The following is a 21,993-nucleotide window of genomic DNA, read 5'->3' on the forward strand; positions in this document are numbered from 1 at the left end:
ACCCTGACGGGGCCCATTGGGTTCAGGCGAGGCGCGGCAGCACGTGTTCGCCGAACGCGTCGATAAACCGCGCCTGTTCACGGCCGGACTCGTGCAGGTACAGCCGCGAGAAGCCCAGGGCCAGGTCGGCCTCCAGCCACGCGAGATGCTGGTCAAGGTCGCTGGAGATGCGTACGGCGGCGTCCATCTCGCCGGGCGCCACCTTCGCCCCGAGCGTCTGGAATTCCTGTGGGGTGCGCACCTCGGCCTGCACGACGTTCCCGAACACGTTCCCCCGCCACTGCTCGTGCGCGGCCTGCCGGGCCGCCCCGTCGGTCGGGGCGTAGGCGAGGTGAACCTGCAGGAACAGCGGCTTGCCCTCCCCGCCGCCCTCATGAAAGGCCCGGATGATCCGCTGGAGCTGCTCCGGGCTGGCGGACACCGTGATCAGCGCGTCGGCCCAGCCGCCCACCCAGCGGGCCGTCTCCTCGGACAGGGCGGCCCCCACCAGCAGCGGCGGCCGTTCCGGCCGGGAGTACAGGCAGGCGTCCTCCACGGTCACCAGCCCACGATGGGTGACGGTCTCGCCGCGCCACAACGCCCGCATCACGTCCACGCACTCCAGCAGCCGAGCCTGCCGGTCGGCCTTCACGGGCCACTGCTGACCGGTGATGTGCTCGTTGAGCTGCTGGCCGCTGCCCAGCGCCCACCAGAAGCGGTCCGGGAACATCTGCGCCAGGGTGGCCGCCGCCTGCGCGAGCACCGCCGGGTGGTACCGCTGGCCGGGCGCACTGACCGTCCCGAACGTCCAGCCCGTCGCCTGCAGCGCCGCGCCCAGCCACGCCCACGCGAAGCCCGACTGCCCCTGCTCGGGCGTGAACGGGTGGAAGTGATCGGAACACATGCCGCCCCGGAACCCGGCCTGTTCGGCGTGCCAGACCAGCCGGAGCAGCTCGGCCGGGGGGAACTGCTCGTGCGAGGCGTGGTAGCCGATCAGGGGTGTGGTCGTGTCATCCGTCATGCGTGATCCTCCTCGTCGCCCAGCCACACGCTGCCGTACGGGTCCAGGGTCAGGTCGCTGCCCTGAACGGCGTGCCCGCTGCCCAGCAGAGCGCGCCGGCCCGCCACGTCCGGCAGGTGGACGGTCAAGGTCTGCTCGGTTAGGTTGTGCAGGGCGAGCACGCTTTGCCCGTTCGTTCCGTCCTGGCTGAGCTGCGCCAGCACGCCCGGGTGCCCGGCGTCCAGGAAGGCCCAGTCGCCGCCGGCCAGCGCGGGGGTGTCCCGGCACACATGAAGGGCCCGGCGGACGAAGTGCAGCAGAGAGTTCGGGTCGTCCTGTTGGGCCTGGACGTTCACCACGCCCGCCCGGAAGCGGCCCCGGTTGACCACCGGGCGGTACAGGTGCGTGCGCCGCGCGGCCGAGAACCCCCCGTTGCGGCCGGGCGTCCACTGCATCGGCGTGCGGGCCGCCTCACGGTCCCACAACGAGAGGTCCTCACCCAGTCCGATCTCCTCGCCGAGATTCACGATGACCGCCCCGGGCAGGGAGCACATCAGGCTGTACATCAGCTTCATGCGCCGCACGTCGCCGTTCACCATCGGTGCCAGGCGACGGCGAATGCCGCCGTTGGCCCCCCGGTGTTCCTTCCTGGGTCCGAACGCCGGTACACCTGCGCCTGTTCTTCCGCGGTCAGTTCGGCCAGGGCGAGCTCGTCGTGGTTCCGCACGAAGTTCGCCCAGTTGGCTGCCGGAGGCACCGGCGGCAGCGCCCGCCACCAGTCCTGGATGTGCCGCGCCTCCCCGGTCGCCAGGGCCAGGAACATGTGGCTGCACAGGGAGAAGTTCAGCATCAGGTTGACCTCGTCCCCCTGGCCGAAGTACCGGACGGTTTCCGCCAGGGGCTTGTTCACCTCGGCGAGCAGCACGCCGTCCGGGACGTGCTCGGCCACCACCCGGCGCATGGCCTTCAGGAAGTCGTGCGGCGCCCCGAGGTGTTCGCCCTGCGCGCGGTCTTTCAGCAGGAAGGGCAGGGCGTCCAGCCGGAAGCCCTGAACGCCCTGCCGCAACCAGAAGCGAAGGATGTCGAGCAGCTCCTCCCGCAGCGGTCCGTGCGCGACGTTCACGTCCGGCATGAAGTCGTAAAAGGTGTGGAAGTAGTGGACTGATTCAGAAGAGTGCTGGGTGGGGAGGCGTACGATGGACTCGGAGGTGAGGCATGTCCCGCGGTCGCCACTCACCGGTTCCTCAACCCACACCTGACGAGCGTGCCCTCCTGGAGGCTCTCGTGCGCCGCCGCCAGACCCCGAGGGGTTTGGCCACCCGCGCCAGGGTGATCCTGCTGAGCACAGATCACCCTGAGTGGACGTTGAGCGACATCGGCGAGAAGGTCGGGCTGTGTGACGACACGGTCAGCGTCTGGCGCCGACGGTTCATTCGGGCGGGCATCGACGGGCTGAGTGACGCGCCGAAGAGCGGGGCACCGCGTTCTATTCAGGATCAGCAGGTGGAACAGGTCGTGCGCCTGACATTGGATACCCTGCCGGCACATGCGACGCACTGGACGACCCGCAGCATGGCCAGGGCCAGCGGACTCACGCAGAGTGCGGTGCACCGCATCTGGCGGGCGTTCGGATTGCGTCCCCACCTGACCTCCAGTTTCCAACTGTCCAAAGACCCGCTGCTGATTGAGAAGGTCCGCGACATCGTGGGCCTGTATCTGTCTCCTCCGGATCGGGCGCTGGTGCTCTGCGTGGATGAAAAGCCGCAGATTCAGGCCCTGGAACGTGGTGGAGTCACGTTCCCCATGCAGCCGGGTCAGGAAGAGCGCACCGGGCATACTTACATCCGGCATGGCACCACCACCTTGATCGCCGCACTGGATGCGAAGGTTGGCGCGGTGATCGGCCGCTGTTATCCCCGGCATCGGACCGTGGAGTTTCTGGACTTCCTTGAGGAGATCGATCGGCGAGTTCCTTCGGAACTCGCGGTGCACGTGATTCTCGACAACTACATCACCCATAAGACGAAAGCGGTCCAGGGCTGGCTGATTCAGCATCCGCGGTACACCTTTCACTTCACGCCGACGAGCGGGTCCTGGCTGAACCTGGTGGAATCGTGGTTTGCGCTGCTCAGTCGCCGGCGGCTGCGTCGCGGAGATTTTCATTCGAAGGATGACCTCGAACAGGCCATTGAGGCGTTCATCGCTCAAAACAACGAACATCCGCAGCCGTTCGTGTGGAAGCGGTCTGCAGACGACATCCTGGACAGCATTCGTCGGTTCTGCCTCCCGTATCTCAGGACGACAACTTCCCGAGATTCTTCTGAATCAGTCCAGTAGTACTGCCCCGCCTCCTCACTCCAGGTCCAGTTGTCCCCCCGGGCCGACCCGAACACCGGGTAGGGCGCCGCGTCCGCAGGCTTCTCGTCCGCCCAGAGGTAGTACGGACGGTACGGCGACCTCCGGTCCGCCTGCGCGGCGCGGAACCAGGCGTGGTCGCGGCTGGTGTGGTTCAGCGGCAGGTCCAGCAGCACCCGCATCCCCAGCCGCCCGGCCCGGTCCACCACCTCGCGGAAGTCGTCGAGCGACCCCAGCGCCGGGTCAATGCGGCGGTAATCCGACACGTCGTACCCGTTGTCGCCCTTCGGGGACGCAAAGAGCGGCTGCAGCCACAGGAGGTTCACGCCCAGGTCCGCCACGTACTCCAGCCGGGACAGCAGGCCCGGCAGGTCACCGATGCCGTCGGCGTTGCTGTCCTGAAAGGACTTCACGTCAACCTCGTAGATGACCGCATTGCGGTACCACGGTGCAGGATCCGTGTCCGCCGCCTGGAAATGAGGCTGAAGCCTCACCACCTGCGGATGCCCCGCAGGTGACGACCGGCTGGCCAGGCCGGCGGCAGGTCAGCGTCCCTCATGAAAGTCCTTCCGCCCGGGAGCTGACAGGAGCATGGATGCACTCACGGCCATTACCCTAGGGCGCAGTGCCGTCGGGGAAGCCCTGAACGCCTTGGATGTCCCTTCAGATTCTGCTGGCCGGGAGCGCTGGCACCGCATCAGCGGCACGACGTCTGGAGCTGCGGGAGGAGTGGCTCGGGTCTCCCTTGTCCGTTGTTCTGTCGCGGTCAGTCCGGCATGCGCTCTGGTGCCTTGTTCCTGTACCGGTCGATGAAGGCGGTCATTTTCAGCTCGTCCCGGGCGTCCAGCGTGTACAGCCGCTTCCAGGCGGGGAGGGCAAAGGCCGTGGTGAGCCGGCTGTTCGGGGCCACCACCGTCTTGTTCGGGTAATTCCGCTGCAAAGCGATGAGGGGATCAAGGCTCCCCTGATACAGCGACGGGTTGTACTGAATCACGATCCCGCCGTGCTCCAGGTTGTGCACGAGGTTTCATGTGGTTATTGCCTCGGCCCTCACCCTGACAAGGGCGAAGGAAGTCGACGTCCCGCACTGGCGGTTCGCCCGTCATGTGCAGGCCACTGCCATATGACGCCGATCTGAGCGGGCCGCGCTCGAATTCTGCGGCTGGTGTCGCGTCCCCGGCAGAAGTGATACCGGACAGCTCATGGCTTTACACGCCCTTAATACGTGAGGAGGACACTGCCCGCAGAGCGCGATCCAGGTGAGGCGCAGGGGTCTGCGGGACCTGGGGCTCCCTGGAGGCTGCCTTGCCAAACGTGACGATGATCAACCCTGACCGCTTTCTCCTGCGGAGCAGTGCCGCCGTGATCACGGCGGCACTGCTGTCCGGCCTGGCGGGAGCGGGCGGAAGCCTGCCCGTGGTCGCCACCTTCGCGGACGGTGGGGTGGTCCGCGGCGACTTCCTGAAACCCAGCGGCGGCGTGAACACCTTCACCTTTGAACTCCCCAGCGTGCCGGAAGGGGCCGCTGTTCACGTGCGCCTGACCGGCCCGGAAGGTCAGAGCATCGACATGCCCCTCACCGCCCTGCCGGCCGAGGAGGCCGGTGCCGATGCCCACGGTGGGCACGCCGGGGCGGCGCCTGCTGCGGGCATCGCAGGCCCGGGTGAGGCGGCGCATGCCGAACCGGTCACCACCGTCCCGGCCGCCGACCAGGACCACGCCCAGACCACTCCGGATCACCCCGCCGGCGAGTCCGGGCATGTAAGCGCCGGGCCCCCCGCCTCACCGCACGGGGGCGAGCCGGCCGCCCACACGGACGAGCCCGGAGCGCATATCGGAGAGGCCGCCGTCCACGCGGATGATACCCATGCCTCCGACTCTGCAGCTGACCCGCACGGGTCAGCCACGGTGACCTCTGACCCGGCGCCGTCCCTGGACGCGCACGGGACCACACCTGAGCCTCACGACACGGCACAGGGGACGGATGGCCACGCCCATGGCCCGGCCGCCGGCTACCGCGGATGGACCCGCGTCCGGCTTACGCCCGGCCGCTGGACCCTGGAGGCCCGCATGGACGACATGCCCGGGCACACCCCCACGGCTGACTTCACGGTCGTTCCCGGCGGGCCCAGTCCGCTGTTTACCGGCACGGCCGGCCTGCTGATGCTGGGCTTCACGGGCTTTGGCTTCGTTCACCGCCGCCTCCCCCAGCGAAAGGGCAACAAGGTGACACCTGCATGACGGCCTCCGCTCCCCAACCCGGCCCGGCCCGCAACCTGCTCGACATTCCCTGGGTGCGCGCGTTCCTGAAAAGCCCGCTGTACCCCGGCATCTTTGCGTACCCGGTGCTCGTGGTGTTCGGGTACATCGTGTACGCCCTGCTGTGGGGCCCCTCGGCCGCGAGCGCCAATGTCGGCACCAGTCTCACCTGGGTGCTGTGGTGGCCGCTGATCCCGATCGCCATGTTCACGCTGGGCCGGTTCTGGTGCGCGATCTGTCCGTTCGGCACCCTGATCGACGTCGTCGGGAAGGCCGTGGGCCTTGGCCGGCCCGTGCCCGGGTTCCTGAAGCGGTACGGCATCTGGATTATTGACGCCACATTCATCCTGATCACCTGGTCGGATCACGTGTTCGGCGTGGTGGAAAACCCCCGCGGCAGCGGGTACCTGCTCGGCGCCATGGCGACCGCGGCGGTGGTCACGGCCGTGCTGTACCAGCGGCGCACCTGGTGCCGGTACCTGTGCTTCCTGGGGGGCCTGAACGGCAACTACTCCCGGGCCTCCATGGTGGAACTGCGCGCCACGCCGGATATCTGCGCCACGTGCACCACGCAGTCGTGTTACAAGGGCTCGGCGGCGGCGCCGGGCTGCCCGGTGTTCGAGTTTCCGCGGATGATGCAGACGAGCGCCAACTGCAACTTCTGCGCGAACTGCGTCAAGAGTTGCCCGAACGACTCCATCCGCATCTCCACGCGCCCGCCCACCCGGGAATTGTGGTTCATGAACAGGCCGAAGTTCGAGGAGAGCTTCCTCGCGGCGGTGATCGTCGGCATCGTGATCGTGCAGAACGTGACCATGATCGGCTGGTGGGGAGGGGTCCTGGAGCGCTTGACCGCGCTGCTGTTGGGCAGTGAGGCGCTGGCGTTCACTGCCGCGTTCATCGTCGCGATGGTGCTGCCGATCGCGGTGATCGCGGCGGCCGCGCACCTCAGTGCCCGGCACACCGGCGAGACCTGGAAGAAGAACTTCGCCCGGTTCGGGTACGCGGTCATCGCCCTGGACCTCGCGGGGCACATCGCCCACAACCTGTTCCACCTGCTGTCGGAAGGGAAGAGCGTGCTGTACACGACCATCAATGCGTTCGGCGGGTACGCCGGCGGGAACCTGGCGGTGCTGCCCATGAACGTGGTGCAGGGCCTTCAATTCCTGGTGGTGGGGCTGGGCATCGTGGGCTCGCTGTTTACCGCCTACCAGATTGCCCGGCGCGCCGCGCCCGGCACCTGGAAGCGGGCCGTGCTGCCGCACGCCGTGGTGATCGTGCTGTTCGGGCTGCTGAACATCTACCTGTTCACGCTGCCGATGGTTCACCGCGTCTGAGGCTTGCCCTGGTCTCCGGTGCGCCGCTGTGCAGGGGCGCACCCAGCTTCGGCCCGCACGCCGGACAGGAAAGGCGGCATGCTAGGGGCAATGACGGACGAAGCGATACCGAGGCGGTACCTGCAGGTTCAGCAGCGCCTTCAGGAGATGTTGGACGGGGGCGAGTACCAGCCGGGCGACAAGGTGCCGTCCGAGCGGGACCTGGCGGTGACGCTGGGCGTGAGCCGCATGACGGTACGGCGGGCTGTGGACGCCCTGGTGGAGCTGGGGCTGCTGGAGCGCGACAGCACGGCGGGCACGCGGGTCAGCACGCCGAGGGTGCGCCGGCTGCTCAATCACGCGCACCTGCACAGCATCACGCAGATGGTGGCGGCCACGGGCGGCCGGGCCGGGGGGCGCCTGCTCGAATTTCAGCTGGGCGCGGCCGCCGGTCGGGTCGCGGAGAAGTTGAGATTGCCGGTGGGAAGTCCGGTGGTGGTGATCCGGCGCCTGCGGCTGGTGGACGACCTGCCCTTCTGCCTGGAGACGAGTTACCTGTCGGCGCGGCGGGTGCCGGGCCTGGCGGCGCAGGACCTGGTGGACGGCAGTTCGCTTTACCAGCTGCTCGCGGACCGGTACGGGATCGCCGCGGCGGTGGGGGAGAGCGTGATCAGCGTGTCGTCGGCCACGGGTCCGGAAGCGCAGGCGCTGGGGCTCCAGCCGCAGCAGGCGGTGCTGCTGTACCGCTCGGTGGTGCTGGACACGGCGGGGGAGCCCTTCGAGTACCTGAAGTCGGTGAACCATCCGGGGCTGGTGGAGTTCAACATCGGGGAAGGGCGTCCAGTGCCCCACGCTGGGGGGTAGAGGAGACGCACCCTTGACTCCGGTGCGGCCACCTCCTACTCTTGGTCTATACCAGATAGACCAAGGAGCCGCATGACCCTTTCTGACGTTCGCCCACCCGTCGAAGCCGCCCCCATCGACCGCGACCTCATCATCAGCAGCCTTCAGGGCGCCCTGCGCGCCAAGGACGCCGCCGCGGAACTCGGCCGCGCACTCGCCCACGACATCGACCGGATCTACTTCGTCGCCTGCGGCGCGCCCAACCGCGTCATGCTCGGCTTCGAGTACTGGCTCGACCACGCCCGCACCGACCTGCAGGTCAAACGCTACTTCCCCGCCGAATTCCTGGCCCTCGCCCCGCACCTCGACGAGCGCACCCTCGTCGTCCTCGCGTCCAAGTCCGGCACCACCCAGGAAACCGTGCAGGCCGCGCAGTTCCTGCGAGACCAGCCCTGCCGCACCCTGGTCGTCACCACCACCGCCGACAAACCTCTCGCACAGGGCGCCGACCACCTCTTCCTGATGGGCGAAACCGAGCAGGCCCACACCGGCGTGTACATCGTCCTGCAGGGCTTCGTCGCCGGCCTCCTCGACGGCCGCCACGGCTACCCGCTGTACGGCGCCGTGATGTCCTCCCTGGACGCCCTTCCGGCCGTGCTGGTCGAATCCGCCGAGGTCAGCGACGCCCGCGGCCGCGCCGACGCCCACACCTACCGCGACGACCACACCCTGTACCACCTCGCGTCCGGCCCGGTGTACACCACCGCCTACGTCTTCGGCGTGTGCATGCTGATGGAAATGCAGTGGCTGCACAGCGTCCCCTTCGAGGCGGCCGAATGGTTCCACGGCCCCTTCGAGATCCTCGACGCGCAGACGCCCGTGATGGTGCTGCTGGGCGAGGACCCCAGCCGCCCCCTCGCGGAACGCGCCCTGACCTTCTGCCAGAAGTACACCAGCCGCCTGATGGTCTACGACGCCCGCGACCTGCCCATGACCGGCGTCGCGCCCGAGGTGCGGGCGCTCTTCGCCCCGTACGCCCTGCAGGCGGCCCTGAACCGCTTCGCCGAGCACCTCGCGGCCGAACGCAACCACTCCCTCGACACCCGCCGCTACATGTGGGTCACGGAGTACTGAGCGTGCCCCGCCTGCTGGGCATCGGGGACAACACCGTCGACGTGTACCTGAGCGAGGGCCGCATGTACCCGGGCGGCAACGCCGTGAACGTCGCCGCCCTCAGCGCCCGCCTGGGCCACCCGGCGAGCTACGTCGGCTGCGTCGGCGACGACGCGGCCGGAGCGCTGATCCTGCAGGCCCTGCAGGCCGAGGGCGTGGACGTCACCCGCTGCCGGCAGGCCCCCGGCCTCACCTCCTGGAGCGCCATCGGGCACCGGGACGGCGACCGGTACTTCGTGGGCAGCGACGCCGGCGTGCAGGGACACTGGACCCTCACCGACGACGACCTCACCTTCGCCGCCGCGCACGACATCGTGCACACCAGCATCTACAGCCGCCTCGACGACCGGCTGCCCCGCCTGCGCGCCGCCGCCCGGGTCCTGTCCTACGACTTCTCCTCCGAGTGGACCCCGGCCCTGCTCAAGGGCGTCGCTCCACACCTGGACGTCGCGTTCCTGTCCGCCGGGGAGGGTCCGGACGCCGCCGCGCAGGACCTCGCCCGGACGGTCGCCGCGCATGGGGCGCTGGTGGTGGTCGTGACCCGCGGCGCCGACGGGTCCCTCGCGTACGCGGACGGCACGTTCACGCTCCAGGCCACCGTCCCCACCCAGGTCACCGACACCCTCGGCGCCGGCGACGCCTTCATCACCGCGTTCCTGCACCACTGGACCGCGCACGGCGACGTCCCCGCCGCCCTGAAGGCCGGCGCGCACGAGGCCGCCCGCAACTGCACCGTGCACGGCGCGTTCGGTCACGGCGCGCCCGTTCCCGCCCAGCATCCCGCCCTGTCCTGAGCCCCCCTTCAAGGAGACACGCATGCGTCACGCCCGGTTGCTTGCCCTGCTGGCCCTTCCCCTCGCCCTCGGCGCCGCCCCCGCCCAGGCCGCCACCCTCGCCCAGATCAAGGCGTCCGGGGTGCTGCGCCTGGCCACCGAGGGCAACTACCCGCCGTTCAACTTCTACAAGAACAAGGCCCTCACCGGCTTTGAGGTCGAACTTGGCAACGCCGTCGCCCGCGAACTCGGGGTCAAGCCGCAGTGGACGACCGTGGTGTTCGAGAGCCTGCTGCTCGGCCTGGACCGCGACCGCTACGACCTCGTGATCGCCTCGCACGGCATCACGCCCGAGCGCCTCAAGGCCGTGGCCTTCAGCACCCCGCACTACTGCAGCGGCGGCGTCCTCGTCGCCCGGCCCGGCGGGCCCCGCACGCTCGCGCAGCTCAAGGGCAAGGTCGTCACCATGGGCGTGAACACCTCCTACCTCGCGTACGTGCAGAAACTGCCCGGCATCGGCGGGGTGAAGACCTTCTCCACCACCAACGACCAGCTCAACGCGGTGCTCGCCGGCCGCGCCGACGCGATGGTCCTCGACCGCTTCAACGCCATCGACGCCAGCAAGGTCCTGCCCGGCAAGCTCCAGCTCGGCGACATCGTGTTCCCCGAACGGATCGGCATGGCCATGCGCAAGACCAACACCGACCTGCAGCAGGCGGTGAACAAGGCGCTCGCCAAACTGATGGCCAACGGCACCTACGCCCGCCTCAGCCAGAGCTACTTCGGTCAGGACGTCCGCTGCCCCGCCCCGTGAGGACGGCCATGTCCGCCTGACCCGGCCGCACCCGGCACCTGAACAGCAGCGCGCCCAACCCGCACTGAGGGGTTGGGCGCGTGCCGGTTCCGGCCTTACTCGGCCAGGATCAGGCGGACATCGACGTTGCCGCGCGTGGCGGCGCTGTACGGGCAGACCTCGTGCGCCGCGGCCATCAGGGCCTGCGCCTCGTCACGGGAGAGGCCGGGGAAGCGGCCCTCAAGTTCCACGTCCAGCCCGAAGCCCAGGCCCTGACGGAGCAGGCCGACCCGCGCGGTGATGGTGGCCGCGGGATCCAGGTCGATCTTCTGACGGCGGGCGACCACGCCCAGCGCGCTCTGGAAGCACGCGGCGTACCCGGCGGCGAACAGCTGCTCCGGATTGGTGCCGGGCCCGCCGTCCCCGCCCAGTTCCTGGGGGGTGCTCAGGGTGACGTTCAGGCGGCCGTCGGCCGAGGCGGTCGTGCCCTGACGGCCGCCGGTGGCGGTGGCTTCGGTGGTGTACAGGTTGCTCATGGTGAACCTCCAGAGGGAAGGGAAGGAACGGCCGCGCCCAGTGGAATGGGCGCGGGGACAGTCGGTGATGATGACACGGCCGGTCCCCCAGGCACGCAGGCCAGGGCACGTTGGGGCACGGAAGAGGGGGCAGGCACGCGCCTGCCCCCCTGCCCATCTCCGGTGGGTCAGGGTTTGCTGGGCTTGACGGGGATGGAGGTGCTGAGCTTGACCTTCCCACCGCCGACTTTCATCACGTACAGCGTCGCGGCCTTGCGGTCCCCGGCACTGTTGAAGCTGGCGGTGCCGGACAGCAGGCCCTTGAAGGTGCCCTTGCGGATCGCGGTCTGCACCTGCTCGCGGGTCGGGACCTTGTTCTTGTTGGCCTTGGTGGCGTTCAGCACGCCCTGCAGGACCACCTTGGCAGCGTCGTAACCGTACACCGCGAAGCCCTGGGCGGGCTGCTTGAAGGTCTTCAGGTAGGTGGCCGCGAAGGTCTTTGCGGCGGGCAGCGCCTCCACCGGCGCGGCGCCGGTCGTGAAGTACACGTTCTCGGCGCTCTTCCCGGCGATGGTCAGGAGTTCCTGGCTGTCCAGGCCGTCCCCGCCGACGACGGGGGTGTTGATGCCCGCCTGGCGCAGCTGACGGATGAACACGCCCACCTGGTTGTAGATCCCGCCGAAGTAGATCGCGTCCGGGTTCTGCAGCTTGATCTTCGCGACCAGGCCGGAGAAGTCGTTCTTCTCGTCGGTGCCTTCGTTGGTGATGACGCGCACGCCCTTGGCCTTCAGGGCCTTCTCGACCTCGGTGGCCAGACCCTCGCCGTAGGAGGTCTTGTCGTTCAGGATGTAGACCTTCTTGGCCTTGAGGTTCTGCGTGAGGAAGTTCGCCCCGGCCGGGCCCTGCGCGTCGTCACGGGCGACGACGCGGTTCATGTTCGCCAGGCCGCGGTCGGTGACCTGGTTGGCGGTGCTGGCGGAGCTGACCATGGCCACCTTGCTGGGGGCCAGGGCGGCGCTCACGGGAATGGTCACGCCGCTGTTCAGGGCGCCCACCACGGCCAGGAACGTCCGGTCCGCGGCGATCTTGCGGGCGGCGGCGGTGCCGCTGGCGGGGTCGGCCTGGTCGTCGAACGGCACGAACTGCAGGGTGATGCCCAGTTTCTTGAACTGCGGCTGGTACTCCTGCACGGCCAGCTGGATGCCGTTGCGGGCCTGCGTGCCGATGGCGCTCTGCCCGCCGGACAGCGGGGCGATGCTGGCGATCTTGATGGTGGACTGCGCGCCGGCACTGCCGAGCGCGAGGGTGGCAATCAGTGTCAGGGTGATGCGGTTCATTCGTTCTCCTTGCTGAACGCCTGGGACGCGGTGTCAGCGGGATTCCAGCCGGCAGCGGGAGCCGGGCGGTGAGGGGTGTTGCCCCCCGAAGATAGGGGCCGGGTGGGGGGGGTGGCCCGGCTTCTGGCTAGGCCAATGGGCCAAAAACGTCCAGGCCCGCCGGACGTGATCACTGCCTCACCGGAACCTGCCCCAGCCGGATGCCGGCTGGGGCAGGTCAGTGATTAGCGGCCCTGGTAGGTGAAGGCCAGGATCGCGCCGGGGTTGGCCATCTCGGTCACGCGGATGTTCTGCTGCCCGAGCATCTGCCCGGCGCTGTCCGTGATCACGTAGATGGTGCGCCCGTCGCTGGACACGGCGGTGTCCCGGTACCGGTTGTCGGTGGGCAGGATCTTGAGGGCTTCACCGCGCGTGCTGGCCCCGCTGGGCATCACCGGCACGCGGTACACCGCGCCGTACTTCAGGCTGGTCACCAGCAGCGAGGTCTTCCAGCCGGGGATGCCGCTGCTCTCGTACACTTCCAGGCTGCTCAGGGCCGGGGTGGGGCGGTACAGGTTGGTGTTCTCGATGGGCGTGTCCGTGAAGTTGTGGCTGTTCGGCACCACCCAGAAGCTCATCAGGGCGTCCGTGAGGTTCGGGGCGCTGAAGTCCGTCTCCCGGGTCTGGGGCACGCTGGCGGGAATGGTGTAGGGCTCCCACTTCAACTTCGCCACGTCCGGCGCGGCCGACCAGTTGCCGTACACGTAGGACTGGTTGTCCTGGTAGCCGACCACGTTCGGCCAGCCGTAGTTCCGGCCGCTCAGCAGCACGTTGATCTCGTCGTCGCTGTTCGGGCCCTGCTCGCTGGAGTACAGGACGCCGCGGCTGCTGAAGTCCAGACCCTGGGGGTTGCGGTGACCGACCGTATACACGTGGCTGACCACGCCGTTCAGGCTGGGGTTGTCACCGGGAATGCTGCCGTCGAGGTTCAGGCGCAGGGTCTTGCCGGTGTAGTTCACCCAGTTGCGGGCCTGGATCTCGGCGGCGGTGGGGAGCACCTGCGCGGTGATGGGCTTGGCGTAGTTCGCGAACTGGTTGTGCCCCAGGTCACCCATGGTGAAGTACAGCTTGCCGTCCGGGCCGATCTTCAGGCGCCCGGCGTTGTGGTCGGTGCCGGCCGGCAGGTTCTCGATCACGGTGACGCGGCTGCCGAGGGTGCCGGTGGCCGGGTTGAAGGTGTAGCGAACGATGCGTTTTTTCGCGTCGTTCTCGGTGCCGTAGGTGTACGCGACGTACACCCAGTCGCGGCCCTGGCCCTTGAGCAGGTCCGGGTGGAGGGCCATGCCCAGCACGCCCTGGTGCTGCCCGCCGGCGAGGGCGTCAGGGATGGTGACGGCCACCTGTTTGCGGCCGGTCTGCGGATCGACGCGCACGACCTGCTTGCCGAGGCGTTCGGTGACCCACAGGCGGCCGTCGGGGCCGGCGGTGAGTTCCCAGGGCATCTGCAGGCCGGTGGTGACGACGCGCATGCGGAACTGCTCGCCCACCGGTTGGCTGGCGGCGTTGCTGGCGGCCGGCGCCTGAGCCTGGGCGCCGCCGGCGAGAGCGGGGCTGAGGGTGAGCAGGGAAGCGGTCAGGGCGATCATCAGGGGGGATTTCATAGGGACCTCCGGGAGTAGGGGAACGAGGGCGGGGGCGGCTTTGCCCAGGCTGGGCTTATCTGGCGAGGTAGCCGCCGTCGGCGTTGTAGTAGGCGCCGGTGATCAGGCTGGCCTTGGGGCTGCTCAGGAACACGATCAGGCTGGCGATCTCCTCGGGTTTGCCGAGGCGGCCGATGGGGTGCAGCGACGCGAGGTGGTCCAGGGCCTGGCGGTCCTGGCCGAGGATGGGCGTTTCGATGAAACCGGGGCCGACGGCGTTCACGCGCAGGCCCTGGGTGGCGTAGTCGAGCGCGGCGGTGCGGGTCAGGCCCACGACGCCGTGCTTGCTGGCGACGTACGCGGCGCCGTTCGCCCAGCCGGCCTGCCCGAGGATCGAGGCGACGTTCACGATGCTGCCGCCACCGCTCTGGAGCAGGGCGGGAATCTGGGCCTGCATGCCGTAGAACACGCCGCTGAGGTTCACCTCGATGACCCGCTGCCAGTTGGCGGGGTCGACGTCGGCGACGGGGACGTTCTCGCCGCCCATGCCGGCGTTGTTCACGGCGGCGTCGAGTCGGCCGAAGGTGGTCAGGGCCTGCTGCACGGCCTGCTTGTGGTCGTGGGCCTGTCCGGCATCGGCGATGACGGTGAGGGTGCGGACGTCGGCGTTCGCGTCCCGGATGAGCTGCGCGGTGTGGTCGAGGCCGTCCGGTTTGAGGTCGGTGAGGACGACCTGGGCGCCTTCACGGGCGAAGGCGAGGGCGGTGGCCTGCCCGATGCCGGAGCCGGCGCCGGTGACGAGGGCGGTCTTGCCGTTCAGTTCCAGATTCATGTGGTGCCTCCTTCTCGGTGAGTGGGATGGATGCCGGTGGTGCTCTATGATTTACTTCTTAAATCGGTGTATATTTTACAGTTAAGCGGACTCGGCCGCCACGTCAGTTCGTTGGCAGACTTCCCACGGCGCCCTCATGCGTGGGCCGCCCGTGACCGGCCAAGGCCTCCAGGCGCGCGCCCAGCCAGGCGTTCACGTCGGCCAGTTCCACCGCGGTGATCTCGTGGCCCATGTCGTACTCGCGGTACGTGAACGCCGCGCCCAGCTCCCCCAGCAGCGCCTCGCTCGCCCGGCCGTGATGAATACCGAGCTTCGCGTCATGCACGCCGTGCGCCACGAACACCGGCGCCTGCGCGAGCTGCTCCGGCGCCGCAAACGTCGATCTGGCCTCCGGCAGGATCCGGCCGGACAGCATCACCAGACCCGCGACCAGGTCCGGGCGGGACAGCGTCACGCTCGCGCCGATGATCGCGCCCTGCGAAAAGCCCAGCAGGAACACCCGGGACGCATCCAGGCCGTGCTCGCGCGTCACCTGCGGCAGGAAGTCAATCAGGGCCGCGCGGCTCGCCTCCGCCTGTGCGGCATTCGGAACGGGCTCCGGCACGAACTGCACCTGGAAGAACGCGAAGCCGTCCGGGGCAATCTGCAGCGGCCCGCGCACACTCACCACCGCGAACCGCGGGTCCAGGGCGTCCGCGACGGCCAGCAGGTTGCGTTCGTTGCCGCCCACGCCGTGCAGCAGCACCAGCACCGGCGCCCCGGCCAGGGGACCGCTGCGGGGCGGGCGCACCACGGCGCTCAGCGGACTCACGCCGCCCCGCCCGCCTGAATGCGCAGGCGGTTCCCGGCCGGGTCGGTGACCTCCAGGCGGTCTCCCTCGCGGATGAACCGCGCACCGGCCGCCGTGAGGCGCGAGTGCAGGGCACGGATATCCTTCACGGTCAGCGTCACGCGCGTCAGCCGGCTGGTGCCCTCCGGCGCCAGAGCGCCGCCCTGGCTCTGCCAGGTGTTCAGGCCCAGGTGGTGGTGGTAGCCGTCCACCGAGACGAACAGCGCCCCGGGCCAGCGGGAGACGACGTCGAAGCCCAGCACGCCCGCGTAGAACGCCTCCGTGGCTGCAAGGTCCGCCACGCGCAGGTGCACGTGCCCGAGGGTCGTGCCGTCCGGCAGCGAGGTGAAGGGAACGTCCGCGCCGGGCTCAGTGAGGAGGCTGTCCAGGTCGATCGGATCACCTGCCATCTCCACTTCGCCGCCCTGCCAGCGCCACTCGCTGCTGGGCCGGTCGCGGTAGACCTCGATGCCGTGCCCGTCCGGGTCGCTCAGGTAGAAGGCCTCGCTGACCAGGTGGTCCGCCTGCCCCAGCCGCAGGCCCAGCCGCGCGGCGTGCTGCACCCAGCGCGACAGGTCCGCGCGCGTGGGCAACAGCAGGGCCAGGTGGTACAGGCCCGGCGAACGGGGCTGCACCTGCTGGGCGCCGGGGCGCTCCTGCAGCGCGACCAGCGGCCGCTCCGGCAGGCCCAGGGTGGCTTCTGTGCCGTCCCGGGACAGCAGCGTCAAGCCCAGCACCTGCTGGTAGAAGGCGACGCTGCGGTCCAGGGCCGAGACGGTGAGTTCGACCGGGCCGAGGGTGAGTGACGTGATGACCGGCGGGGGCAGGGGGGAGTGATTCATCGTGGACCTCGAAGGGGAGAGGGCCGTGCAGAACGAGGGGTCCTGCACGGGGGTGAGGCTCAGGCCAGGAACTTCCAGGCGCTGCCGAAGTTCGTGTTCTGCGTGAACTGCAGCTGAATGCCGAGGAACCCGAGGCCTTCGAGCTGACGGGCGCGCTGCAGAGGCCCCGCGTCGATGCCGCGCAGCCCGCCGGCCGTCACGAGGTCCGCCACGGTGGCCTTGGCGTTCGCGTCATTCCCGGCAATCAGGACGTCCAGGGGCTGCCCGGCGACCTGCCCGGCCACCAGGGTGCCGGCGAAGGTGGTGTTGAAGGCCTTCACGACGCGGGCGTTCGGAATCAGCCTGGCCAGGTCCTCGGCGGCGCTGGTGTCGCCGGCGACCGCCAGCGCCGTGAAGTCGGCGGTCAGGGGGTTGCTGATGTCCACGACGACCCGGCCGTTCAGGCGCTCACCGAGTTCCCGGGCAAGGTCCTGGGCGGCGGTGTACCAGGTGGCGAACACCACGACGTCCCCGAGGGGGCCGTCCAGGGTGGCGGCCTGCACCGCGGCGCCGGGGTTGGCGGCCTGCACTTCGGCCGCGAGGGTGCGGGCGTCGTCGGCGTTGCGGTCGACGATGCTGACGCTGTTCCCGCCGCGGGCGGCGACGTACGCGATGCCTTTGCCCATGTTGCCGGCGCCGATGATGGTGATGGTCGTGGTCATGATGGTCTCCTTCTGGAATGAGGTGGGGGCGGTGGTCAGGCTGGCCTGGTCGGTGGGGGAGGCGAGCGCGAGGGGGGCGGCGCGCTTGCGGGTCAGGGCCCAGGCGGCGGTGCCGGCGGCAGCGGCGAGCAGGGCGAGGGTGAGTGCGGACATGGAGGCTCCTTGAGGGGCGAGGGGCGGGGTGCGGCGCTTCCAGATTGTGATCACGTTATTCGTGATAACGAGTAATTGAGGATGAAGAGGCAGAGAAGGGGGAGGGCTGCGCCGCCGAGCTTGGGGAGGTAGATGTCACCTCTCCGGCTTCACTATCTATGTCATCACGATAGTCGTTATAACGATCAATGTCAAGAGTGCGGAATTTGGATCCATGCTCCTGCGCCGATCCGCACAGGTCCCGGTTTCAGCGGAACCTGTGCGGATCGGCGCCCAGAGTTCATTCCTGGGGTCGGCCATGCCTAGCGGGTTTTGGTGACCTTGCTCAGCAGCGGGGGCCGGTCCGGGTCGAGGCCCCGGTGCAGCGCCAGGTGCGCCGCGAACAGGTAGAACCCCAGCGCCGTCGGCACCACGTCCGTCACCCCATGCCCCGTCCCCGGCGTGATGAGCGTGCTCAGCGGGTCCGGCCCCAGCGTCCGTACATCCGCCCCTCCCGCCCGCAGTTCCGCGTACGCCGCGCTCACGGCGCCCTGTGCCGCGTCCACACTCGTCACCCCCAGCACCGGCACCCCCTCCGCCAGCAGCCGTTTCGGTCCGTGACTGAACTCCGCGGCACTGTACGCCTCCGCGTGAATCCCGCTCGTCTCCTTGAGTTTCAACGCCGCTTCCTGTGCCACCCCGTACGGCAACCCGCGGGCCAGGATGAGCAGGTCCTGCGCGAACCGGTACCGCTCCGCCAGCCCCCGGGCCTGGTCCTCCAGCGCCAGGGTCTGTGTGAGGTGCTCCGGCAGGCCCTGCAAGGCGTCCCTGAGTGTTTGATCGTCATGGAGTTCGGCCAAAACCGGGAGGAAGGCGGTGAGGCTCGCGAGGTAACTCTTCGTGGCCGCCACGGCCTTTTCCTCCCCGCAGTGCAGCGGCAGCACGAACTCGGCGGTGCGGGCGAGGTCACTGTCCTCGACGTTGACCAGGGCGACCGTCAGGGCGCCCTGAGTGCGGGCCATGCGGACGGACTCCACGACGTCGGGGCTGGCGCCGCTCTGGGACACGGCGATCACCAGGGCGCCGTGCAGGTCCAGGCGGGTGCCGTACAGGGTGTGCACGCTGGGCCCCAGCGACGCGACCGGCAGGGCCAGTTGGGTTTCGAGGGCGTACTTCAGGACGGTGCAGGCGTGGTCGCTGCTGCCCCGCGCGATCGTCACGGCGTAGGCGGGCGGGCGGGACCGCAGGGCGGTCACCAGCGCCTGCACGGCGTCCCGGTTCGCGGCCAGTTGCCGCCTGACCACCTCAGGCGCTTCCCGCGCCTCCACCAGCATCAACGGCTCGCCGGTCACCGGTTCTGGCCTCGTCACGTCGTCTGCTCCTGGGCAGCGTACAGCGCCGCGCCCAGCAGGCCGGCGTCGGGGCCGTGCGCGGCGCGGTGCAGGGGGAGGGCTGGCAGTGCGTCCTGCAGCACCGCGTGTGTCCAGTTCCTCAGGCCGACGCTGCCGCCCAGGGTGACGGCGTCCAGGCCGAGCAGGCAGTGCGCGTCGTGCACCCGGTCGGCCAGCAGGTGAAGCGGCCCGCTGAGCAGCGCCTGCGCGGCCGCGTCGCCGCGCTCCGCGGCGTCGAAGAGGGCGCGCACTCCGCCGGCCTCGGCAGCGACCGCTTCCAGGCCCCGGCCGGACACGGTGGCCTCCAGGGGCTGGCCGCCCTGGCCCCGGGTGAAGCCCAGGCCGACGTCCTGCCCGTCCGCGGCGTTCAGCAGCCGGCCCTGCACCACCAGGCCGCTGCCGATTCCCGTGGAGACGGTCACGAACATGAAGTTCCCCGGGGTGCCCGCAGCGTGCCACTCGGCGACCGTGGCGGCCTTGGCGTCGTTGATGACCGTGACTGACCGGCCCGTGTCCCGCTCCAGCGTCGCCTGTACGGGTACGGCCGTCCAGCCGGGCATGGTGCCCTGGTTCACGGCCGTCACGTGGCCCTGATGGACCCGCCCGGTGCAGGCCACCGCCAGCGGCACCTGCGCCGGCGCGTCCAGGCCGCCGAGCAGGGCCAGCACCTGCCCGAGCACCCGCCCCGGGCCCGCGGAGGCCGGCGTGGGCGCTTCCAGACGCCGGGTGAGTCTTCCGCCCTCCACCAGCGCGGCGCGCGTGGTGGTACCGCCGATATCCACGGCGAGGCAGGCGAACTCAGTGGGCGTCACGGACCGCTCCGGCGAACCAGGTGGTGATGACGTCCGGGCGGGTGATCGCACTGCCCACCACGACCGAGTGCGCGCCGCGCCTTACCGCCTCGGCGGCGTCCTGCGGGCTGTTCAGGCGGCCCTCGGCGATGAATGGCAGCCCCGCCTCTCGCAGTTCGTCCATCAGGGGCCAGTCGGCGGTGCTCAGGGCGCGGCTGTGCGGGGTGTACCCGGCCAGGGTGGTGCCCACGATGTCCGCGCCGGCGTCGTAGGCGGCGCGGGCTTCGTCCAGGGTGCTGATGTCGGCCATGGCGAGCGCCCCGGCCGCGTGAATGGCCTGCACGATCGCCTGGACGCTCTCGGGACGGGGCTGCAGCGTCGCGTCGAAGGCGACGATCTCACTGCCGAGTTCGGCGAGCTGCGCGGCCTCGGCGGCGGTGGGGGTGATGTACACGGGCGTGTCGTCCCGGTCGGTTTTCGTCAGGCCGATGAGGGGGAGGTCGGTGACGGCCCGGACGGCCTGCACGTCCGCGAAGCCCTGAATGCGCAGGCCTGCGGCGCCGCCCTGCTGGGCGGCGAGGGCGAGGCGGCTGATGATGTGGGGGTCGCGCAGGGGACTGCCGGGGTTCGCCTGGCAGGACACCACCAGCCCGCCCCGCAGGCGCTCGAGGACGCTGCTCACAGGAGCGCGCCCTCCCGCAGGATGGCTGCCACCCGGCCGGTCTCCTCGGCGTTCAGCGGCAGGTTCGGGCGGTGCATGTGGTGGTGCGGGATCAAGCCCAGCAGCGTCATGGCGGTCTTGAACCCACCCACGCCGGACGCGCCGCCACTGGTGCGCGGCGTGCCCTGCAGCGCGACCGCGAACAGCCGGATCAGCCGCTCCTGAATGCTCCGCGCTGCCGTCCAGTCGCCGGCGCGGGCCGCGTCGTACAGCGCGACGTACCCCGCCGGGTCCACGTTCCCCAGCCCCGGCACGCAGCCGTGCGCGCCGACCTGGAGGGCGGTGTCCACCATCAGTTCGGACCCCGTGAACAGGCGGAAGTCCGGGTCGTCCTGGCATTCCACGGCCAGCAGGCGGAAGTTCGTGTCGTCTCCGCTGCTGTCCTTGAGGCCCTCGATCAGCCCTTCGGCGCGCAGGGCTTTCAGGGTGGCGCGCTCGAGCTTGACGTGCACGCACACGGGAATGTCGTACGCCATGATTGGCAGCGGCACCGCGTGGCGGATGGCGCGGAAGTGCTCGATGATCTCCGCCTGGCTGGTGCGGGCGTAGAAGGGCGCGGTGACGACCAGGCCGTCCGCGCCGGCCGCCTGCGCGTCGCGGGCGTGCCCGATCACGCGGTCGGTGGTGGGGTCGATCACGCCCGCGAGCAGCGGCACGCGCCCTGCCACCTCGTCCACCGCGATGCGCAGGACCTCGCGGCGCTGGGGGGCGTCCATGAACACCACCTCGCTGGTGGAGCCCAGCAGGAACAGGCCGTGCACGCCGCCGGCGAGCAGGTGCTGGATGACTCGGCGCAGGGCGGCCTCGTCGATCTGGTAGTCGGGCGTGAGGGGCGTGACGACCGGCGGGATGATGCCGTGCAGGTGGGGGGTGGGGGTCATGAGCGTCTCCAGGAGGGCAGGGGCGGGTGGGCGGGTCACTGGCGGGCCTTGGGGTCGAGGGCGTCCCGGAGGCCGTCGCCGAGGAAGTTGGTGGCGAGCACGGTCAGGACGATCAGGGCGCCGGCCGGCATCCACTGCCAGGGGTAGGCTTCCATGATCGTGATCTCCCGCGCGGTGCTGAGCAGGTTGCCCCAGCTGGCCTGCGGGGGTTGCACGCCCAGGCCCAGGAAGCTCAGGCCCGCCTCGGTGAGGATGGCGCTGGCCACGCCCAGGCTGACGAACACGACCAGCACGTCGATGACGTTCGGCAGGGCGTGCCTGAGCAGGATGCGGCGGTCGGTGGCGCCCAGGGCGCCGGCGGCCGCGATGAACTCCAGTTCGCGCACGGACAGCAGTTTGGCGCGGACCAGCCGCGCAGCGAGGGGCCAGCCGAGCAGGCCGATGATCAGGATGGTCTTGTCGATGCCGGGACCGATGATCGCCGCCAGGGTGAGCAGCACGATGATGCTGGGGAAGGTCATGACGATGTCCACGAAGCGCATGATCAGGTTGTCCACCCACCCGCCGAAGTACCCGGCCAGGGCGCCGAGGGTGGTGCCGACCACGACCGAGATCAGGGTGCTGAGCAGGCCCACCATCAGGGACACGCGTCCGGCGCTGAAGGTCCGGGCGAACACGTCGCGGCCGGTGGGGTCGGTGCCCAGCCAGTGCTGCCCGCCGGGCGGCTGGTTGCGGGCCAGCAGGTCGATCTGGTCGGGTTTGAAGGGCGCGATCATGGGGCCCACGATCACCGACAGCAGGATCAGGCCGAGCAGCAGCAGGCCGATCACCGCCAGCCGGTGCCGGAAGAAGCGTTTGACGGCCAGGGTGGTGGGGGTGCGGCGGGGGGCCGGGGCGAGCAGGGCGGTCAT

General features: G+C 69.8%; 23 protein-coding genes and 1 pseudogene. 7 read left to right on the forward strand and 17 right to left on the reverse strand.

Annotation, left to right across the window (positions count from 1 at the left end; genetic code table 11):
* Positions 1 to 22 precede the first annotated feature (22 nt).
* Genes DFI_RS15910 through DFI_RS15920 form a run of 3 tightly spaced genes read right to left on the reverse strand, consistent with a single transcriptional unit; the run spans position 23 to position 2,234 of the window.
* Positions 23 to 1,000 (reverse strand): TIGR03885 family FMN-dependent LLM class oxidoreductase, encoded by a 978-nt coding sequence (locus DFI_RS15910; protein WP_027464302.1) that lies wholly within the window; start codon positions 998 to 1,000, stop codon positions 23 to 25.
* Positions 997 to 1,578, reverse strand: a complete 582-nt coding sequence (locus DFI_RS15915) for an alpha-amylase family glycosyl hydrolase (RefSeq protein WP_027464301.1) — start codon at positions 1,576 to 1,578, stop codon at positions 997 to 999. The genes DFI_RS15910 and DFI_RS15915 overlap by 4 nt, the downstream gene beginning before the upstream one ends.
* Positions 1,572 to 2,234: an alpha-amylase family glycosyl hydrolase gene (locus DFI_RS15920; protein WP_027464300.1), complete on the reverse strand. Its 663-nt coding sequence runs from the start codon at positions 2,232 to 2,234 to the stop codon at positions 1,572 to 1,574. The genes DFI_RS15915 and DFI_RS15920 overlap by 7 nt, the downstream gene beginning before the upstream one ends.
* Between DFI_RS15920 and DFI_RS15925 the strand changes: the two genes are divergently transcribed.
* Positions 2,195 to 3,316, forward strand: a complete 1,122-nt coding sequence (locus DFI_RS15925) for an IS630 family transposase (RefSeq protein ID WP_081425963.1) — start codon at positions 2,195 to 2,197, stop codon at positions 3,314 to 3,316. The two genes, DFI_RS15920 and DFI_RS15925, sit on opposite strands and share 40 nt — an antisense overlap.
* 50 nt (positions 3,317 to 3,366) lie before the next feature.
* Here the strand turns inward: DFI_RS15925 and DFI_RS21050 are convergent.
* Positions 3,367 to 3,831, reverse strand: a pseudogene (locus tag DFI_RS21050) (alpha-amylase family glycosyl hydrolase); the annotation flags it as partial.
* Between the two features lie 269 nt (positions 3,832 to 4,100).
* A complete protein-coding gene (locus tag DFI_RS15935; RefSeq protein WP_027463893.1) occupies positions 4,101 to 4,355 on the reverse strand; it encodes a DUF3105 domain-containing protein in 255 nt (84 codons plus the stop codon).
* Between the two features lie 293 nt (positions 4,356 to 4,648).
* Here DFI_RS15935 and DFI_RS15940 point away from each other — a divergent pair, with 293 nt between their 5' ends.
* From DFI_RS15940 to DFI_RS15965, 6 genes are all read left to right on the forward strand, one after another.
* Complete coding sequence (locus DFI_RS15940) at positions 4,649 to 5,575, forward strand: hypothetical protein (protein WP_155864589.1); 927 nt, start codon at positions 4,649 to 4,651, stop codon at positions 5,573 to 5,575.
* Complete coding sequence (locus tag DFI_RS15945; protein WP_027463891.1) at positions 5,572 to 6,930, forward strand: 4Fe-4S binding protein; 1,359 nt, start codon at positions 5,572 to 5,574, stop codon at positions 6,928 to 6,930. Before DFI_RS15940 ends, DFI_RS15945 begins: the two co-directional genes overlap by 4 nt.
* Positions 6,931 to 7,020: 90 nt before the next feature.
* Positions 7,021 to 7,773, forward strand: a complete 753-nt coding sequence (locus DFI_RS15950; protein ID WP_027463890.1) for a GntR family transcriptional regulator — start codon at positions 7,021 to 7,023, stop codon at positions 7,771 to 7,773.
* 72 nt (positions 7,774 to 7,845) lie between these two features.
* Positions 7,846 to 8,886, forward strand: coding sequence for an SIS domain-containing protein (locus tag DFI_RS15955; RefSeq protein ID WP_022802515.1), 1,041 nt, complete (start codon positions 7,846 to 7,848; stop codon positions 8,884 to 8,886).
* 2 nt (positions 8,887 to 8,888) lie between these two features.
* Positions 8,889 to 9,719, forward strand: a complete 831-nt coding sequence (locus tag DFI_RS15960) for a PfkB family carbohydrate kinase (protein ID WP_027463888.1) — start codon at positions 8,889 to 8,891, stop codon at positions 9,717 to 9,719.
* Positions 9,720 to 9,741: 22 nt separating this feature from the next.
* Positions 9,742 to 10,512, forward strand: a complete 771-nt coding sequence (locus tag DFI_RS15965) for an ABC transporter substrate-binding protein (protein ID WP_022802514.1) — start codon at positions 9,742 to 9,744, stop codon at positions 10,510 to 10,512.
* 95 nt (positions 10,513 to 10,607) lie between these two features.
* On the opposite strand, the gene DFI_RS15970 is transcribed toward DFI_RS15965, so the two are convergent.
* The 12 genes from DFI_RS15970 to opp4C all read right to left on the reverse strand — a co-directional run bounded on the left by DFI_RS15970 (position 10,608) and on the right by opp4C (position 21,993).
* Positions 10,608 to 11,027 (reverse strand): organic hydroperoxide resistance protein, encoded by a 420-nt coding sequence (locus DFI_RS15970; RefSeq protein ID WP_027463887.1) that lies wholly within the window; start codon positions 11,025 to 11,027, stop codon positions 10,608 to 10,610.
* Positions 11,028 to 11,194: 167 nt separating this feature from the next.
* Positions 11,195 to 12,343 carry a branched-chain amino acid ABC transporter substrate-binding protein gene (locus tag DFI_RS15975; RefSeq protein WP_027463886.1) on the reverse strand — a complete coding sequence of 383 codons (1,149 nt, stop codon included), beginning with the start codon at positions 12,341 to 12,343 and terminating at the stop codon, positions 11,195 to 11,197.
* 224 nt (positions 12,344 to 12,567) lie between these two features.
* Positions 12,568 to 13,983 (reverse strand): glucose/sorbosone family PQQ-dependent dehydrogenase, encoded by a 1,416-nt coding sequence (locus DFI_RS15980; RefSeq protein ID WP_043779189.1) that lies wholly within the window; start codon positions 13,981 to 13,983, stop codon positions 12,568 to 12,570.
* 55 nt (positions 13,984 to 14,038) lie between these two features.
* Positions 14,039 to 14,794, reverse strand: coding sequence for an SDR family NAD(P)-dependent oxidoreductase (locus DFI_RS15985; protein WP_043779186.1), 756 nt, complete (start codon positions 14,792 to 14,794; stop codon positions 14,039 to 14,041).
* 103 nt (positions 14,795 to 14,897) lie between these two features.
* On the reverse strand, positions 14,898 to 15,605 hold the full coding sequence (locus DFI_RS15990; protein ID WP_081425962.1) for an alpha/beta hydrolase: 708 nt from the start codon (positions 15,603 to 15,605) through the stop codon (positions 14,898 to 14,900).
* Positions 15,602 to 16,465, reverse strand: coding sequence for a VOC family protein (locus tag DFI_RS15995; protein WP_051308171.1), 864 nt, complete (start codon positions 16,463 to 16,465; stop codon positions 15,602 to 15,604). The genes DFI_RS15990 and DFI_RS15995 overlap by 4 nt, the downstream gene beginning before the upstream one ends.
* Positions 16,466 to 16,524: 59 nt before the next feature.
* Positions 16,525 to 17,319 carry an NADPH-dependent F420 reductase gene (locus DFI_RS16000; RefSeq protein ID WP_211235365.1) on the reverse strand — a complete coding sequence of 265 codons (795 nt, stop codon included), beginning with the start codon at positions 17,317 to 17,319 and terminating at the stop codon, positions 16,525 to 16,527.
* Between the two features lie 302 nt (positions 17,320 to 17,621).
* Positions 17,622 to 18,632, reverse strand: coding sequence for an SIS domain-containing protein (locus tag DFI_RS16005; RefSeq protein ID WP_043779246.1), 1,011 nt, complete (start codon positions 18,630 to 18,632; stop codon positions 17,622 to 17,624).
* Positions 18,633 to 18,664: 32 nt separating this feature from the next.
* Positions 18,665 to 19,501 carry an ROK family protein gene (locus tag DFI_RS16010; RefSeq protein ID WP_027463880.1) on the reverse strand — a complete coding sequence of 279 codons (837 nt, stop codon included), beginning with the start codon at positions 19,499 to 19,501 and terminating at the stop codon, positions 18,665 to 18,667.
* Entirely contained in the window at positions 19,488 to 20,162 is a 675-nt protein-coding gene (locus DFI_RS16015; RefSeq protein WP_027463879.1) for an N-acetylmannosamine-6-phosphate 2-epimerase, read from the reverse strand. The genes DFI_RS16010 and DFI_RS16015 overlap by 14 nt, the downstream gene beginning before the upstream one ends.
* Positions 20,159 to 21,082, reverse strand: coding sequence for a dihydrodipicolinate synthase family protein (locus DFI_RS16020; protein WP_027463878.1), 924 nt, complete (start codon positions 21,080 to 21,082; stop codon positions 20,159 to 20,161). The genes DFI_RS16015 and DFI_RS16020 overlap by 4 nt, the downstream gene beginning before the upstream one ends.
* 35 nt (positions 21,083 to 21,117) lie before the next feature.
* Positions 21,118 to 21,993, reverse strand: coding sequence for an oligopeptide ABC transporter permease (gene opp4C / locus DFI_RS16025; RefSeq protein WP_022802507.1), 876 nt, complete (start codon positions 21,991 to 21,993; stop codon positions 21,118 to 21,120).

It is taken from the genome of Deinococcus ficus, from assembly GCF_003444775.1.
Taxonomy (GTDB): domain Bacteria; phylum Deinococcota; class Deinococci; order Deinococcales; family Deinococcaceae; genus Deinococcus; species Deinococcus ficus.

Bases quoted from the DNA above. Each gene is read 5' to 3' on its own strand.
- DFI_RS15975 (WP_027463886.1), bottom strand. From the start codon at position 12,343: ATGAACCGCATCACCCTGACACTGATTGCCACCCTCGCGCTCGGCAGT.
- DFI_RS15995 (WP_051308171.1), bottom strand. From the start codon at position 16,465: ATGAATCACTCCCCCCTGCCCCCGCCGGTCATCACGTCACTCACCCTC.
- opp4C (WP_022802507.1), bottom strand. From the start codon at position 21,993: ATGACCGCCCTGCTCGCCCCGGCCCCCCGCCGCACCCCCACCACCCTG.
- DFI_RS16005 (WP_043779246.1), bottom strand. From the start codon at position 18,632: ATGCTGGTGGAGGCGCGGGAAGCGCCTGAGGTGGTCAGGCGGCAACTG.
- DFI_RS15955 (WP_022802515.1), top strand. From the start codon at position 7,846: ATGACCCTTTCTGACGTTCGCCCACCCGTCGAAGCCGCCCCCATCGAC.
- DFI_RS15915 (WP_027464301.1), bottom strand. From the start codon at position 1,578: ATGGTGAACGGCGACGTGCGGCGCATGAAGCTGATGTACAGCCTGATG.
- DFI_RS15985 (WP_043779186.1), bottom strand. From the start codon at position 14,794: ATGAATCTGGAACTGAACGGCAAGACCGCCCTCGTCACCGGCGCCGGC.
- DFI_RS15970 (WP_027463887.1), bottom strand. From the start codon at position 11,027: ATGAGCAACCTGTACACCACCGAAGCCACCGCCACCGGCGGCCGTCAG.
- DFI_RS15965 (WP_022802514.1), top strand. From the start codon at position 9,742: ATGCGTCACGCCCGGTTGCTTGCCCTGCTGGCCCTTCCCCTCGCCCTC.
- DFI_RS15945 (WP_027463891.1), top strand. From the start codon at position 5,572: ATGACGGCCTCCGCTCCCCAACCCGGCCCGGCCCGCAACCTGCTCGAC.
- DFI_RS15950 (WP_027463890.1), top strand. From the start codon at position 7,021: ATGACGGACGAAGCGATACCGAGGCGGTACCTGCAGGTTCAGCAGCGC.
- DFI_RS15925 (WP_081425963.1), top strand. From the start codon at position 2,195: ATGTCCCGCGGTCGCCACTCACCGGTTCCTCAACCCACACCTGACGAG.
- DFI_RS16000 (WP_211235365.1), bottom strand. From the start codon at position 17,319: ATGTCCGCACTCACCCTCGCCCTGCTCGCCGCTGCCGCCGGCACCGCC.
- DFI_RS16020 (WP_027463878.1), bottom strand. From the start codon at position 21,082: ATGACCCCCACCCCCCACCTGCACGGCATCATCCCGCCGGTCGTCACG.
- DFI_RS15980 (WP_043779189.1), bottom strand. From the start codon at position 13,983: ATGAAATCCCCCCTGATGATCGCCCTGACCGCTTCCCTGCTCACCCTC.
- DFI_RS15910 (WP_027464302.1), bottom strand. From the start codon at position 1,000: ATGACGGATGACACGACCACACCCCTGATCGGCTACCACGCCTCGCAC.